Source organism: Desulfotalea psychrophila LSv54 (assembly GCF_000025945.1).
Lineage (GTDB): Bacteria > Desulfobacterota > Desulfobulbia > Desulfobulbales > Desulfocapsaceae > Desulfotalea > Desulfotalea psychrophila.
Genome location: NC_006138.1, coordinates 1,313,488 through 1,329,217 on the forward strand (window position 1 = coordinate 1,313,488; position 15,730 = coordinate 1,329,217).

At 43.6% G+C, this 15,730-nt stretch carries 11 protein-coding genes and 2 pseudogenes; 3 read left to right on the top strand and 10 right to left on the bottom strand.

Translation table 11 applies throughout. From position 1 onward, the window contains the following. Positions 1-54 precede the first annotated feature (54 nt). The 6 genes and pseudogenes from DP_RS05935 to DP_RS05960 all read right to left on the bottom strand — a co-directional run bounded on the left by DP_RS05935 (position 55) and on the right by DP_RS05960 (position 6,713). Positions 55-1,695, bottom strand: coding sequence for an ABC transporter substrate-binding protein (locus DP_RS05935; RefSeq protein WP_011188417.1), 1,641 nt, complete (start codon positions 1,693-1,695; stop codon positions 55-57). Positions 1,696-1,735: 40 nt separating this feature from the next. Beyond that, positions 1,736-2,656, bottom strand: a complete 921-nt coding sequence (locus tag DP_RS05940) for an ATP-binding cassette domain-containing protein (RefSeq protein ID WP_011188418.1) — start codon at positions 2,654-2,656, stop codon at positions 1,736-1,738. Between the two features lie 45 nt (positions 2,657-2,701). Then, positions 2,702-4,561, bottom strand: coding sequence for a dipeptide/oligopeptide/nickel ABC transporter permease/ATP-binding protein (locus DP_RS05945; RefSeq protein WP_011188419.1), 1,860 nt, complete (start codon positions 4,559-4,561; stop codon positions 2,702-2,704). Continuing rightward, positions 4,561-5,514, bottom strand: a complete 954-nt coding sequence (locus tag DP_RS05950; protein ID WP_011188420.1) for an ABC transporter permease — start codon at positions 5,512-5,514, stop codon at positions 4,561-4,563. Before DP_RS05950 ends, DP_RS05945 begins: the two co-directional genes overlap by 1 nt. Before the next feature lie 322 nt (positions 5,515-5,836). After that, positions 5,837-6,112 (bottom strand): annotated as a pseudogene (locus DP_RS19135) (hypothetical protein); the annotation flags it as partial. Between the two features lie 160 nt (positions 6,113-6,272). Further along, positions 6,273-6,713 (bottom strand): hypothetical protein, encoded by a 441-nt coding sequence (locus DP_RS05960; protein WP_011188422.1) that lies wholly within the window; start codon positions 6,711-6,713, stop codon positions 6,273-6,275. Positions 6,714-7,515: 802 nt separating this feature from the next. On the opposite strand from DP_RS05960, the gene DP_RS05965 reads away from it, so the two are divergent. Together DP_RS05965 and DP_RS05970 are read left to right on the top strand one after the other, a co-directional pair. Then, complete coding sequence (locus DP_RS05965; RefSeq protein ID WP_041277686.1) at positions 7,516-8,616, top strand: choloylglycine hydrolase family protein; 1,101 nt, start codon at positions 7,516-7,518, stop codon at positions 8,614-8,616. A gap of 149 nt (positions 8,617-8,765) precedes the next feature. Beyond that, entirely contained in the window at positions 8,766-9,701 is a 936-nt protein-coding gene (locus DP_RS05970; protein ID WP_011188424.1) for an alpha/beta hydrolase family esterase, read from the top strand. Between the two features lie 396 nt (positions 9,702-10,097). Here the strand turns inward: DP_RS05970 and DP_RS05975 are convergent, their stop codons facing one another. Further along, on the bottom strand, positions 10,098-10,295 hold the full coding sequence (locus DP_RS05975) for a hypothetical protein (RefSeq protein WP_041277687.1): 198 nt from the start codon (positions 10,293-10,295) through the stop codon (positions 10,098-10,100). Positions 10,296-10,987: 692 nt separating this feature from the next. On the opposite strand from DP_RS05975, the pseudogene DP_RS05985 reads away from it, so the two are divergent. Further along, positions 10,988-12,018 (top strand): annotated as a pseudogene (locus tag DP_RS05985) (Fic family protein). A gap of 883 nt (positions 12,019-12,901) precedes the next feature. Here DP_RS05985 and DP_RS05995 read toward each other — a convergent pair. The 3 genes from DP_RS05995 to DP_RS06005 all read right to left on the bottom strand — a co-directional run bounded on the left by DP_RS05995 (position 12,902) and on the right by DP_RS06005 (position 15,709). Continuing rightward, the gene (locus DP_RS05995) at positions 12,902-14,188 is read right to left on the bottom strand and encodes a TRAP transporter large permease (RefSeq protein WP_011188428.1); all 1,287 of its coding nucleotides are present in this window, start codon (positions 14,186-14,188) and stop codon (positions 12,902-12,904) included. Beyond that, positions 14,185-14,664: a TRAP transporter small permease gene (locus DP_RS06000; RefSeq protein WP_041277690.1), complete on the bottom strand. Its 480-nt coding sequence runs from the start codon at positions 14,662-14,664 to the stop codon at positions 14,185-14,187. The genes DP_RS05995 and DP_RS06000 overlap by 4 nt, the downstream gene beginning before the upstream one ends. Before the next feature lie 61 nt (positions 14,665-14,725). Then, positions 14,726-15,709 (bottom strand): TRAP transporter substrate-binding protein, encoded by a 984-nt coding sequence (locus DP_RS06005; protein ID WP_011188430.1) that lies wholly within the window; start codon positions 15,707-15,709, stop codon positions 14,726-14,728. Positions 15,710-15,730: the final 21 nt, after the last annotated feature.

Here is a 15,730-nt window from a genome sequence, read left to right on the forward strand (position 1 = left end):
GGCAGTATCATCTTGATATTCTCCAAGAGACGTGCCCGGCAGAAACGGCCCTTATTAGTTGGCTGAATCGTCTACCCACGCATTCCAGAAAAAAGGCTGTCCATAGGCCTGAAAGCCCTTTACCCGTTCGTTAATGCCATAGAGACGGACATCATTAAAGCTCTTTATATACGGGACTTCTTCCCAGAATTTGGCATAAAATTCCTTTACGATTTCATACCGTGCCTTCTGATCTGTCGCGACTGCCATTCTCTCGAATATTGCGTCCATTTCGTGAGATCCCTTATCGTCCCAACCAGTGATCCACCCATTGGTACCTGTCCAGGGCTGGAAGTTCTGGGGGTCGGGGGTCATATCGCTCCATCTGGCGATTCGGATATTCCATTTGCCGCTTGTCTCGTAATCATAAGCGGTTGCCTCATCATAGAGGTCAACGGAGACATTGAGGCCAATGGCTTTAAGCTGATTTTGCAGGACAAGTGCCGCGTTACTTTCGTACATGTTTGATTTGTCGCCAATAATGCTGATTGTTTCTCCGCTATATCCAGACTCCTGTACCAGCTTTTTTGCCCTGGCCAGATCGTGCACATTGTACATCTCTTTGCCAGCGTTAGGGTCATACCAGATATTCCCTTTTTTGAACCAACTTCCGTCTTCAACAGACCAGAATTTTTCATTGCCAATTTGCGCTTGGGCCAGTTCTTTATCATCTATGGCGCAGGCCAGGGCTTGTCGCATACGCTTGTTGTCAAAGGGTGGTTTTGCAGAATTGATGGCGATAACGCTGATTGTACCATCATTACAAATAATCGGTTTGATGCCAGGATAATCGGAGAGTGTAGCGTACTGGTCTGTGGAAACCTCGTCTATGAAGTCGTACTGGCCACTTTGAAGCCCGGCCACGCGCACGCTCTCTTCCGGAACAAAATCCATGGTGATTTTGTCAAGATAAGGATTTCTCTGGCCGGTAAGGCCTGAAAGTTTTCCTTTTGCAGGCGTATAATTTACATTTTTTACAAGGACTGCCTTCTGGCCGGGGACGTATTCCCCAATGATATACGGACCGGTGCCAACATAGTCGGTAATGATATTCTCTCCGAATTTGTCCAGAATTTTCTTTTCCCGCACATACACCCTTTGCCCGGATACCTGAGAAGCCATGATGCTGAGAATGGGCGCATAGATCTGGTTCAGGGTGATCCTTATTTCATAATCATTTATGATATCAACGCTTTTGACTTTGTCTTTGACAATGTGGCCGGCCTGATTCATGCGCAGCCAGCGATCAATGGAGGCCTTTACATCTTCAGCCTTCATCTCGTGCTGGTCTGAGAATTTCACGCCTTTTCTGAGTTTTATTTCATACTGTTTCGAATCACTGGAAAGCGTGCAGGACTCAGCAAGATACGGTTGTGGTTGGCCGTTTCCGTCTGTTTCAAAGAGTCCCTCGTACACGTGATTCATGACCTGGGTGGCTTCCCACTGTGTACCAAAATCTGTATCAAGATTGTCAGGGGCCTTTTGTAGGGCAATTGTAATTTCTCCACCAGAATGTGGTGCGTTAGAAACAGCAGGAGCTTGCTCTGCGGCTACCGACTTTGCTTTTTCGGGCTGTTCAGAATTGCTCTTACAACCAGCAATAGTGAAGGCTGCAAGGAGCAGCATAAACAGCAGTGTGTATTTTCGTCTTTTCATCTATTTTCCTTTTTATCATGAGATGAGAGTAAATATGCTACTAATCTGAAAGCAAATAATGTGTTTTGCTTACTGCTATCTTTGTGCTCGAGTGTTCTTTTACATCACGAAGCACTTTCTGATAGGTCTCAGTATCTTTTTGAATATTTGTTGTTGTGAACGCGTCAGCATTCTTGAGTGTGGGTAATGATGCAAATAAAAGCCTGGTATAGCTGTGCTGTGGATTCTCAAATATTTCGTCGCGCGTACCCTCCTCGACAATTTTACCGTTGCACATCACGCCGATCCTGTCGGTCATATAGCGGACAACCGACAGGTCATGGGAAATGAACAGGTAAGAAAACCCATACTCTTTCTGAAGATTTTGTAAGAGACAGAGGATTTGGGCCTGGACGAGCAGATCAAGCGCCGAGACCGGCTCATCACAAATGATCAGCTTTGGATTTGTGGCAATGGCCCTAGCAATACAAATCCTTTGTCGCTGTCCGCCGGAAAATTCATGGGGGTATTTATCCAGATGTTCCTTCTCCAGGCCTACACTCTGTAGCAATCTCTCCGCTTCCGCTTGGATATTAGAAGGTTTTTCGGCCCTGATTGAAATCGACTCTGCCAGAAGTGCACTGATTTTCATTCTTGGATTCAGAGAACCATAAGGATTCTGAAAAATAACCTGAATATTGTGTCGTTTTTTGCGTAATTTCCGTTTTGTCAGCCCGCTTATGGGAATGCCTTCAAAAAGGATCTGCCCTTGGTCGACATCCAACAGCCGGAGAATCAGCCGTCCTGTTGTTGTCTTGCCACAGCCGGATTCGCCCACCAGAGCATAGGTTTCACCTCTATGTATAGCAAAGGAAACACGGTCTACCGCCTTGATTACAGACTTTTTCGAAACAAAATTTTTACATATATTTTTTATTTCGAGTAAAAGAGGAGGCTTTTTGTCTAAATTTTGTTCGATCATATATTGTTGTCCAGCCTGTATATTTATCTCTGAATATTTTTTATATTACAGATAGTTCCAACATCTTACAGTTCCTGCCCCATCTTCTTTTTGTGTCAGTGGCGGGTGTTCTGTATGGCATTTTTGTGTACTGAGAGTACATCGCGGGGCAAATTTGCATCCTATGATATTGTCTCCGGGCAGGGGGACGTTTCCTCTGACAAGGGTCAGTTCATCGGTACCGTCATAGAGTTCTTCAGCCGCGCCTATCAGCTTTTTCGTATAGGGATGGGAAGCCTGTTCTATGATATTGTCCCTCGTGTCCTGCTCAACAATTTCTCCACCGTACATAACCGTTATGTTTTCGGATAAAGAGGCAATGACCCCCATATCATGGGAGATGATGAGAAGCGCCATGTGATTTGTGTGGATCAGTTTTTTGAGGATTCCCAGGATCTGGGCCTGGATGGTGACATCAAGGGCTGTTGTGGGCTCGTCTGCGATCAGAAGTTGAGGGTCACAGGATATGGCGATGGCGATGGCGACTCTCTGGCACATACCGCCTGAAAGTTCGTGGGGATATGATTTAAGTGTTTTTTCAGGATCTTTGATACCCACATCCTGCATGAGCCTGATACAGCGCTGATGAATGCCTGTTTTGCTCAGGCCAAGATGCAATCTGATGGGTGCGGAAAGTTGTTGTTTAATGGTAAAAACCGGGTTGAGAGATGTCATGGGTTCCTGGAAGATCATGCCGATTTCTTTCCCACATATTTTTCGCAAGCTGCTCTCTGAAAGTTCGCTCAGGCAGATATTTCCCCAGTCTATGTGCCCCTTGTCAATATAGATGTTTGGTTCGGTCAGCTTCAGGATGCTCATTGCGGTAATGCTTTTCCCACATCCTGATTCCCCGATAATCCCCATGGTTTCGCCGTTGCGGACAGCAAGGGAAATTTCACTGACAATTTTAGTTGTGTGTTTTTCGTCTGCTGCCACAACGGTCAGGTTTTCTATTCTCAAAAGGTCTTGCATCTCAATATCTCTTGTCTTGTCTGCACCCTGGGGGGGTGCCACGTTTTTTTGAAAATCAGTTGGTGCGACCCTGCCCTTGGGATCCATTATTTCTCTCAACCCGTCGCCCAGAAGATCCAGGGAAAGGACTATCCATGAAATCACCAGCCCCGGGAAACCGATGATCCAGGGAGCGATACTGATATAGTTTCGGCCATCGCTGGCCATTCCCCCCAGACTCGGCGTCGGAATTTGTATTCCGACTCCGAGGAAACTCAGGATTGATTCATTCAAAATGGCCATGGCAAAGGTGTAGGTCATCTGGACGATCAGCGGAGAGGCGATATTTGGGAGTATATAGCGAAAGATGATGTAGGTATTTGATTTACCGAGGACTTCGGCTGATTCCACATATTCGGTCGCGAGAACTTCAGCTGTTGCATTTCGTACTACCCGAGCAATCATCGGAAAATACGAAATGGACAGAGCAATGATGATATTCCTCATGCCTGCCCCCATAATCCCGGCAAGTATGATGGCGAGGATGATCGTGGGGAAAGCCATAATGCTATCGACGATGCGCATGATGACTTTTGAGGTGACGGGATAATATGCGGCACTGACGCCCGCAAGAGTACCCACAAGTCCGCTTATAAGGGCTACGGCAAAGCCGATTATCATGGACATTCTAATGCCACAGATGACTCTGGTGAAGACATCCCGCCCAACATCGTCAGTCCCCATCCAGTGAACAGTGCCCGGAGCAGTCAACCGTATGGCCGGCGCTGTGAGCAGGGGATCAAAAGCGGAGACGAGCGAACCAATGGTGCTGAACATGAAAACGATGGCTAGAAGCACGGTCCCCGTAAAAATATACGCGTTTGTTTTTTCTCTTATTTTAAGAATCGTATGCATTATTCGATATCTTGTTTAATCTTGGGATTGACGTATACGCACAGAATGTCCGTAAGCATGTTTATCATAATGAAAATGACGGTGATAAATATCAGAGTGGCCTGAATAACAGGATAATCTCTGTTGAGTATTGAGGTGATAGTAAGATTCCCCAGGCCGGGGATATTGAATATTTGTTCTATGACCACGGCCCCGGCAAGCATACTGGCAAAACTGTAGCCAATAACCACGATGATTGAGGGCAAAGAATTTTTCAGCGCATAATAATAGATGACTTTCCGTTCACTGATGCCAGCTGCCCGAGCCGTTCGCAGGTAATTCTGACTCATTATTTCAAGGGTTGACACCTTGGTCATTCGCGCAATCTGACCGCAATACATGATACCCAGAATCAGCCCGGGAAGCAGCAGGTCGTAAAGCGCCTTCAAGAAGCCGTACTTGGCAATGGTATGATATCCCGCCACAGGAAACAGATGGATTTTAACCGCGAGAAGCTGGATCATGAGGATTGCGGTCCAGAAAGCCGGGACAGAAATGGAAATAAGGACTGGTAAGGCAAGCAAGTTATCAGCCAATTTCCCGTGATGCCGGGTGGAGAGGATGCCAAGAGGGATGCCAACCATAACGCTGATTAGGGTTCCGAGAATGCCCAGAATAAATGTGGGCTCTATGCGGTTTAAAATCAGTGGAAATACGGGTGCTCCCAGCGATATAGAGGTTCCGAAATTACAATGGAGGAGATGTTTTAGCCAAGCGATGAATTGTATGACCAGCGGCTGATCAAGGCCCAGATTTTTCGTCATTCTGGCTACTTGCTCAGCGGGTGCCTGATCTCCGAGCAATGTTCTGATCGGATCGCCCGGCATGATATGTATGACGAAAAAGGAAAAGACGATGACCATCACAAGTAATGGTAACGAGTGAATCGCGCGTTTTACAATGTATGTGCCCAAAAAGACTCCGTTTCAAATGAACAAGGAAGTTAAAAACGACTATCTATAGCATGACCGACAGGGGGCGGCAAATCGTTTATTTGGATACAGAGCAGCTCACCTATCGAGAAAAACTATCGAGGAAGAAAGGACCTGCTGGTAAGGGATGGATTGAAGAAAAGTTGAGCGCAAAAAAGTCTCAGCAAAACGGAGGATGTATCGGTAGGCCGGTAACTGTGAGAAAGTAATAAAAGAAGTTGAAAGCTAGGAAATTCATTGATTTTTAAGTTACTTAAAGCAAGTCGTACTCTCGTAGAGTATCACTTTTCTGCGGGAAGAAAAATCAGTCCCTCTCTGCTCCATTCCGTCTTAGCAAACAGCCTCTCGAACAGGCATTCCTCTTGTTCAAAGCCTTGATTGCAGCCCTACCTGCTGGAACCCTGTATTCGCGGAGGCTTAATTTGCCATTGATCAACTGTTGGTAGCGATACATTGCTGTTACAGCAAGAGACCTTTGATGATACCCTCTGCTTGCTTTCAACGCGCCTTTTCGCAGTGCTTTTACAGTGTCATTTCGTGGGTGGCCGTCTTCCCACATTCCAGCATTCTTCCGTGGTGGATGAGCAAACACCTTTGACTGTAATATGATAGCAAACTCTCGTGTCCTGCACCATCACCCGATATCTGCTTAATTTAACGACGAAGAGGATTTAATAACGCCTCCGCCATCCAATTACTTTTTCTTACCAATATTTCTTCCACGGAGAAGATGGCGCTGATTAACCTCTCAATTGTTTTTCTAGCTCAGCTATAATTTTTTCTTTCTCTTTTATCTGGGCATATGCTTCGGCTGCTGCCTCGTAATTATCTTCTGCAGCCTGAACAGCCTCTTCCTTGGACTGTTCTGCATGGGATAGTTTCTGGATTGAGGCCTGAACGATATCATCCATTTTACTTTCGAAATCGTTTTCCAAGGCCTCCAATCTTGATGCCTTTTCATCACGGTCTTCTAACGCTGTTTTGAGCTCCTGCTCTTTTTCGACAAGAGAATCCTGAGCTTCACCTAACTCTTTTTCAAGCAAGGAGAGCTTTTGGGAAAGTTCTTCCGTCCGTGCAAAATCTTGACTGTTACCGCCGCCTTTTTTTTGCAAGATCACCGTAGCAACACCGGCTACGATAACAGCAGCCGCATATCCACCCCACATAATCATCGTATCCATCGATCACTCCTGTATAGAAAATTTAGGTTTACATCATTCTATGCCCTTGGCAGTGCTCATATTTTCAATATAAAGCCTATCTCTTTGCGATCATACACACAATGTTTTCAACGATTGTTTTTATTTTTTTACGTCACTCTTTTAGTTGAGTCTAAATAACAATAGACACAAACAAAAGAGTGACGTAAAAAATTATAGAATCAGTAATCTTAAGGTAAGGAGACCCAAATGAAAATTTTAGGTATATCAGGCAGTCCGGGAAAAGAAGAACAATCAGGAACCCATGCATTGGTTGAAACCGTATTTATACTACAGTCAAGGCTGAGTTCATGTAATAAGTGCAACAGACTAAAATTTGCATGTAGACCCCTCCTTCTTTTTTATCATATTTTTTAAGCCTTTGTCTAACCATGTGAACCTCCTGTTACTTGTATAAAAACGAGTTAATATGGACGCCACAATATCGGGGGAGGATCAAGACCATCGAAATGCATTCGGTGCAGCCTATTAAATTCCACCAAGTTCAAGTGAGTGTGGATGACCCGCTCCGTTTATAACTATTAGAAACAGTAACAGAAGCCTGTTTTTAAGGGCTGTCTAACAGTGTATTCGCGCCCTGTCTGCGACCAGATAAAAGATTCTATCTTAAAAAAGTAAATTTGAAATTTGGTTTGTTTTGTATAGTACAAGTGATAGCATTAATCTGTATGTTTAATTGATTAAAAAACATCCAATTATAAGGCAATATTTTGGGATTTTTCATGTATTGCATTGTTAGAAAAATTGATTGCTAAGGGAATTAATGGTAAAGAAAAAAACAGTTAGTTTTCTCGTGACCACAGCAGTGGCCGGACTATTAATGAGTACATCAGCGAACGCCTGTACCAGCTTACGTCTCGTGGCTGGAGATGGTGGCGTAGTTGTTGGACGAACAATGGAGTTTGAAGTTGATATGAAATCCAATGTTCTCGTGATTCCGGCTGGTACCGAGATGACGAGTTCTCTGGCTGATAAGTCCCAAGGCATGAAATATAAAACTAAATATGGAATGATTGGTGCCAATGGTTTCGACCTGCCTATTATAGCGGACGGGATCAATGACCAAGGCCTTTATGTCGGCACTCTTCTTCTTCCAGGTTATGCGAGTTATCCTGATGTTGACTCCAAGAATGCATCACGAGCTCTGGCCTCGGAAGACTATGGGGCTTGGCTGCTTGCTAACTTTGCTAACGTCGAGGAAGTCAGGGCCAATTTCAACAAAGCCGTTATCGTGAGCCATCCTCTAAAGCCACTTGCTGGCCAAAGCTTCCCCTTTCATTATGTCGTGCATGATAGCACCGGTGCTGCCGTAGTGATCGAACCCGTTAACAAGGAGATCAAAATCTACGAAGACCCCATTGGCGTCCTAACAAATTCCCCTCCCTTTGATTGGCAAGTTACCAACCTGAGTAACTACGTTAATTTGAACGTAAACAATGTGCCACCTGTTGACTTGAGTGGGCTGAAGATTACAAATTACGGACAGGGTAGTGGTATGCACGGTCTTCCAGGAGATTTTACTCCACCGTCCAGATTTGTACGCGCTGTTGTATTTTCTGAGACTGCCGTAAAGCTCCCTACAACAGAAAAAACCGTACCTCAAGTATTTCATATTATGAACATGTTTGATATTCCGGTAGGCGCAATGCGTGAAGTCTTAGGGAAAAAAGTAGTACATGACTACACCAACTGGACCAGTGTTTCTGATCTGAAGCATCTTACATGGGCGTATAAAACATACGATGATCAGTCAATTCGAAGCGTTGATGTTCGCAAGGCATGTGGCGCAGCTGGTAACGAGATAAAAACTATCAAGATGCATTCAGTGCAGCCTATTGAGGATGTTTCCACCAAGTTCAATTGAGTGTGGATGATTATGTGGTAGAAAATGGCTAACAAAACACTAACCGGCCCCAGCAAGAGGGTCAGTTAGTGTTTTATTAATATTGCCATTCAAAAGCTTTGCATCTTTTAAAATTGCTTCAAGCTGAAGAACTAATATAAGGATAAAAAGTGACAACTCATTATAAAATAAGGGCAGCTATTTTATTCATCGTATTTCTTATTAACACTACACTAGCAGTTCAAAGTGAAGCAAATTTTCAAAATGTTAAAACAGATCATGTTGAAGTTGGTGATCTTAATCGTAGTTACTCTTATTATATACCAAATGGTGTTACTGAAAACCCGAAACTACTGTTTGTGCTTCATGGTTCTGGGATGGATGTTCAAACTATGATCGAGGCAACTGGCTTTGAATTTAACAGAGTTGCAGATAGTCTTAAAAACATAATAATATTATATCCACAAGGTTACGAAAAATCTTGGAATGATTGCAGAAAATCAGTAACAGACAAACCGCATACGCTTAATATCAATGAGATGAAATTTTTCAAAAAAATTGTTTCCATTATGGAGTCTAAGAATAAGATTAAACCTAGTAATATTTTTATAGTAGGTTTTTCAAATGGTGGACAACTAGTATTTAAACTAGCAAAAGAAAACCCTGATTTTTTTAAAGGTTATGCTGCTATTGGTGCCACCATTCCCGTAGCATCAAATGATCGTTGTGTAGCAAAAAATAGAGCTGTTAGTATGTTGGTCGCAAATGGAACAGGCGATCCAGTTAGTCCTTTTAACGGGGGGCAAGAAGTTATTGATGGAGTAAAAAAAGGAGAAGTCATTCCTACATTTAATACCATTGAGTACTGGAAAGATTTAATGAGTTGTAGAAAGATAACAGAAACTAAAAATGAGTCACATAATGTATCTATTTACAATAACTCCTGTGATGAATCAAATAAAATAGTTCAATTAGTGAAGATAGATGGTGGTGGTCATGTCATACCTAACCCTCATTTTTCACAATGGCCAAAAGAGCTCGGTAAGGTAAATAAATATATAAATTTGCCAAAGTTTATCATAGATTTTTTTGAATCAATTAAATAAGAAAAGTTCTACTTAAGGGTAGTAAGAGGTAATAATTAGATCAGGTTTTTCAAAATAACATTTTAATGATATTCCTTTCCGCCATGACGTTGGAGTATTACAAAAATGGGCCTTGTTGCATAAATCATGAGAGAAGAAAAATCAGTTCCTCTCTGCGCCATTCCATCTTAGCAACCAACCTCTCGAACAGGCATTACTCAAGCGGTAACCTTGCTCAAAGCCTTGGTCGCAGCCCTACCTGCTTGAACATCGCATCATCAGTATACTTACGGCTACACGGCCACGCTGTCCCGATGGTGTCGCGCTGTACCAACTTTCAATCGCTTTCTTGTCTACCCAAAACGTCAACGCCATTGCTTCAATGCTCTGTTCCCTTTGTTTGCATAGACCTTTGGCCTACCATTTATAGCCAAAGACAGTGATGAAAGAGCTTGTCTCCGGTGGTCTTGCCAAATACTCATCAACGAGAATGTGGCTCACATCGGGGGATGTCATTTTTGCGAACTTCTCCATAAGAATATCGTCAAAACGCTCATTAACAGTATAGTTGTTTTCTTTGAGGTAGGACTCAAATTCGGTTGCAATATTGAGCATATCTTTAACAACAGGCCCTTCCTTATACTCTTCTCGAATATATGAGAAATCAAAGCCGAAATAGGTGCAGGCCGCAAAGACCAGGTGTGGACAATGTCAGTACTCTCCTCTGGCAAACCACTCTTTGTTGCATATAGGGCAGCGTATTTCCTCCCACCCTTCATCCCTGTTAACTTTCTTGTGCGCGTCTGATTGTACTATTTCCATGGACGATTTTTTTATAAATAACCTTAGGTTTTCTTGTTACAGGCAATGTTACTCCATGCTATTAAACATTCTATTTTTCATGGGTTCTTTTGAAGATGAACCTGGAACAAGAAAATCCCCTCACTGGGGTATATTGTTCATAAACAACAATCCTCGTATTTCACCATTGCTCCTGAAGCAAGGGCTTCAGGAGACACGTTTTGAGCACGAGGGTGCAGAGGGTGTAGCGAGTGGTACAAGGCTGGACCGATCAGTATTGGCTCTATGACATTCTTGTTGCAAATTTTGATCCTTCCCCAATATTGTGGCGTCCACTGTACAAGGCACAGGAGAGTTTACATGGTCATTCTAAGGTGTAGAAGAGAGGATGCAGATCAGGGGCTGTTCTAGGCGTTACCATCTTCTACTGTTTTACCAATAAATAGAGTATGCTTTGGCTCAGAGATAAAAACTTTGCATCTAATAGCTCATACAAACAACAGACAATGACTCCTCCTTTTACCATAACCAGCAGAATACTCTCCCTGGTGGCAGAGATCAGTGAAAAAATGGGGCAGATCACCGCCTCTCAGTTACCTGAAGGCACGGGCCATAATCGGGATGATCTTCGCTTGCGCAGAATTAACCGGATCCGTACCATCCAAGGCTCCCTTGCCATTGAGGGCAACACCCTCAGTGAAGAGCAGATCACCGCCATCTTGGGGGGAAAGACGGTCATTGCGCCCTTAAGGGAGGTGCAGGAGGCGCGTAATGCCTTAAAGGTCTACGAACAGATGGCCCGGTGGCGTTTTGCCAGGAAGGAAGATCTTCTATTGGCCCATAAAGATCTGATGATGGGGCTTCTTGACAGTGCCGGACAGTACCGTAGCTCCGGTGTTGGTATAATGAAGAATGAAGAGATCGTCCACTTGGCACCACCTGCCGACCTTGTTCCGACCCTGATGGCAAATCTCTTCTCATGGCTTAAAAGCAGTGAGGATCATCCCCTGATTAAATCCTGTGTCTTCCACTATGAATTTGAGTTCATTCATCCCTTTGCCGACGGTAATGGCCGAATGGGTCGCCTCTGGCAAAGTCTTATTCTCTCTGCCTGGCATGAACTCTTTGTCTATCTTCCCGTGGAGAGCCTTGTTCACCAACATCAGAGTGAATATTATCGGGCTTTGAACGCAAGTACGGAGCAGGCTGATTCTGCCCCATTTATCTCGTTTATGTTAGGGGTGATTCTTGATTCTTTACAGCTTCTTATTGACGACACCCCCCAAGTCACCCCCCAAGTCACCCCCCAAGTCGGAAAACTTTTAATGGTGATCAGTGGTGAAATGTTGGGCCGGGAACTGCTCTCCCTGCTTGGTCTTAAGGATAGAAGGTCGTTTGTCAGGCTTTATCTGAAGCCTGCCCTTGATGCCGCTCTTGTTGAGATGACTCTGCCGGAAAACCCACCAGCCGCTTGCAGCGATATCGGCTCACTCCTTTGGCCCATGAAATGGTAAAGAAACTTTCCTCTCAGGGCTAGGGAGGAGGGCTCCTCTCCTTCGTCTCTTTTGAGCAATCCCCATTGGCACGAAGCCGAGCAGCGGAGAAGTTGGGGAAAGCAGAGTTTGAGTTGTCTGGGTTAGCCTTCTTAAACTCTCGCCAACGTTGAGCAGCGCAGGGTGGGGCCGTAGTGGCGGGACTCCTTTTCATTGTCTCTTTTGAGTAAAAGAAAATGAATAATACATGCTCATCAGGCCGATTCGAAGTTAAAGGGGGAAAGTTGTTGATATGACAAGCTTATAGGCGCTTTTGTAGAGCGAGAATCTAACTGAACAACAGTTTGGAATTACGATAAAAAATTTGCATGTCCACCTTCCTTCTTTACCACCATTCCATGGTGGCCTGGTTAGCTTAAAGGGGCAAGCGTGAACTCTGGGAAGCTAATTTACCGAATTCATATGTTAAATACTATGTAGATATCCTGTCAGGATTCAGGTGGCACCCTTTGCTGGTGGACGTAGTAGCCCTGAGTTTGGTGGCTGGTATTTTTCTCTCATATTGGCTCAATTTGCGCCTATCGTTCTCAACGATAGGCGGCGCGATGGTTCATTGTTGGAGTAGATCGCAGGCTTTTCTATAGGAAGCAAATTCAGGTGATGGCAAGAGATCGCAATCGTTTTGGGCCCACACCTGATTAAGGTGTCTACCCCCTCCAGCCCCTGCAACAAGAACACCAGCCCCTTCCCTTGACTTCCACCGGCCCTCATACTTTTTAAGCAGGTTTTCTGTAGGGATAATTTTAAAGTATAGCACGTGGAATTGTCGTGGAAAAAGCATATTGTGGGAAAGCTTTATACGCAACGCATTGAGTGCCTCAAGAGAAAAACTAGCCGATTTCCTCTAATAATTTTCAACTAAAATTACTAAAAGGATCCAGGGTAAATAATACTTGGCAGCCAAAGAGATATTTGTGGCACATAGGTGATGATCATTAGACAAAGTAGGGCAAGGCACAGCCACGGTAAAACAGCTCGGACGATTGTGAAATAGCTTACGCCAAATACGCCACTTGCTATAAAAAGGTTTAACCCAAATGGTGGTGTGATGTTACCCATATCCGCATTAACTGAAGCAATAAGGCCAAAATGAAGAGTGCTGATTCCCGCTTCTTGAATAAGTGGCGTCATAAGTGGGCAAAATATTAAAATGTTTGAAAAGACGTCTATAAACATTCCGGCAAATAGCATAATGACGTTGTTGATGAAAAGTATTGACCACCATGGAAGGTCAAGTGCCTTTATCGGTTCAATGAGTTGAGTCGTAATATTTTCCACGGTCAAAAGCCAGGAGAACAAAGTTGCAGCCGCCACCATGATGAGGATTTTTGCTGAGGCAAGTCCTGTTTCGCATGCAATTACCCAGATTTCTTGGGGTTTAAGTTCTCTGTAGATGACCATCGCAACAAGAATAGCATAAGCTACAGAGACCACCGCAGATTCTGTGGAAGTGAAGACACCGCTATATATCCCGCCAAGGATAACTAGAGGAAAGCCAAGGGACCAACCTGCATCTTTTGCAGCTAGAGTAATTTCTCTTAGTGTGGCACGTTGTTGTAAGGGAACCTTTGTTTTGTAAGCATGGTAGACACACCATGCTGAATAGACACAAACAAAGACCATCCCTGCCCCAAATCCAGATAGAAAAAGAGCCCCGATCGAAACCCTGGAGATAGAGCCATAGATAATCATGGCATTACTGGGCGGAATAACCATTCCTAAAAGTGCTGAACAGGTCACTAGTCCAAGAGAAAATTTCTCGCCATAACCAGCTTTGAGTAGGGCAGGATAGATTATAGAACCGACAGCCACAACGGTAGAAGCCGTAGAACCCGATATTGCCGCAAAAAAGAGACAACTTAGAACGGCACAAATGCCAAGTCCACCGGGAAGGTGCCCTACAAGAGTTTGGGCAAATTTGATCAAACGTACGGTGAGGCCACCTTTGCTCATTATTTGGGCAGCAAAGATAAAGTATGGAATGGCAATGAGCGCCATATTATCGACACCCGCAAACATTCGTTGCGGGAGAATCCCTAATGGCATATTCGTAAAAAGAGCAAAAACAACAAAGGTCGTACAGGCAAGGGAGATAAAAATAGGCGTGTTTAAACCGATTAATAAGAAGGCACACACAAAGATAAAAAGTGTCATCCTCGTTTCTCCACACGAACAAATAGTTCACAAAAATATCTAATCGCCATGAGTAAACTACCACATGGTATAGCTAGATAGGTAAGCCACATTGGGATTCCCATAGATGCTGTAACCTGATGAGCAGTTTTTATGCGTATTGTATGTTCTATGCTGTAGTAGGTTAAAATAAGACAGAATAAGGTACAAATAATATTGACCAAAATACCCAAAACTGCTTTCTGCTGTGGCCCCAGGACATTTTTTATAAGACTTATGGAGATGTGACCTTGTTTACCAGCAAGTTCACCTGCACCAAGAAATATCATCCATATCATAAGATAGCGTGCTAGTTCGTCTACCCAGTAAATTGGTGTTGTAAAGCAGTATCGCAAGACGACATTTACAAACATGAGTGCACATGAAAAAAGAAGAATGGAGCCAAGCAAACAACGAATGGTGGAGGACAGTGCTTCGGAAATCTTTTGAAGAATCATAGGAACCAACAATCGGCTATGGGTTTAGTAAAAAACATAGGGCCATAGCCGATATAATTATTTATTTTCCAATCATTTCAAGATATTTGCGTCCATTCTTTACGTTCTTGGTAAACCACGTATAAACGGGTGTCATAGCGTTTTGAAACTGAGCTGATTGCTCAGAAGAGAGCTCACTCACCTCGACACCACCGGCTTTGATGGTATCGAGAAAATCTTGGTCACGTTTTTCAAGTAAATCAAGTTGGTAGCTTGCAGATTTTTTAGCTGAATCCTTGATAAGCTTTTGCTGATCAGCTGTTAATCGATCCATAAGATTCTTATTGATTACCATTCCATAAGCAAGAAATGCGTGATTGGAAAGAGTCATGTATTTCTGTACTTCGTAGAGTTTCATTGTGGCAATTCCCACAAGAGGGTTTTCTTGACCATCAACAACGCCTTGCTGAAGAGCATTGTATAGCTCATGAAAATCAACAGGGACAGGGCTTGCTCCAAGTGCCTTGAATTGCTCACGAATCACAGGAGAAGGCATGACGCGAATCTTCTTGCCTTTGTAATCGCTTGGCTGATGAATTGGGAAGTTTCCTGTGAGTTGCTTAAAACCCATTCCCCAATATGTTAAACCGACCACATTATTATTCTTGAGTGTTGCAAAAAGAGCCTTACCAAAATCACCATAAATTTCGTTATAGAGCTCTTCCTTAGAGGGAAATAAGAAAGGCAGGTCAAGAATCTGGAATATAGGAGAAATGACCTGTATTTTAGACGTTGGCACAGCAATCATCTCAATAGCGCCTGCCTGTACCATTTCTACCATCTGAATGCCAGAACCAAGGAGCTGATTTGGGTAAACAGTAACTTCTATGTCACCATTTGAGCCTTCCTCGATAAGCTTCTTAAGATATAATGCTGCTTTGTGATGAGGGCTTGTCTCGATTTGATCATGTCCAAATCTTATTTTAATTGTCTTGGCAGATACAGCTGTACATGCAAACATCATGACGCAAACAGCACATAGAATACTTCTGATGATTTTATCCATCCCATTTCTCCATGGTAATAT

Coding starts and splice junctions, on each gene's coding strand:
- DP_RS05935 (WP_011188417.1), bottom strand. CDS start 1,695: ATGAAAAGACGAAAATACACACTGCTGTTTATGCTGCTCCTTGCAGCC.
- DP_RS05940 (WP_011188418.1), bottom strand. CDS start 2,656: ATGATCGAACAAAATTTAGACAAAAAGCCTCCTCTTTTACTCGAAATA.
- DP_RS05945 (WP_011188419.1), bottom strand. CDS start 4,561: ATGCATACGATTCTTAAAATAAGAGAAAAAACAAACGCGTATATTTTT.
- DP_RS05960 (WP_011188422.1), bottom strand. CDS start 6,713: ATGGATACGATGATTATGTGGGGTGGATATGCGGCTGCTGTTATCGTA.
- DP_RS05965 (WP_041277686.1), top strand. CDS start 7,516: ATGGTAAAGAAAAAAACAGTTAGTTTTCTCGTGACCACAGCAGTGGCC.
- DP_RS05975 (WP_041277687.1), bottom strand. CDS start 10,295: ATGCTCAATATTGCAACCGAATTTGAGTCCTACCTCAAAGAAAACAAC.
- DP_RS05995 (WP_011188428.1), bottom strand. CDS start 14,188: ATGACACTTTTTATCTTTGTGTGTGCCTTCTTATTAATCGGTTTAAAC.
- DP_RS06000 (WP_041277690.1), bottom strand. CDS start 14,664: ATGATTCTTCAAAAGATTTCCGAAGCACTGTCCTCCACCATTCGTTGT.
- DP_RS06005 (WP_011188430.1), bottom strand. CDS start 15,709: ATGGATAAAATCATCAGAAGTATTCTATGTGCTGTTTGCGTCATGATG.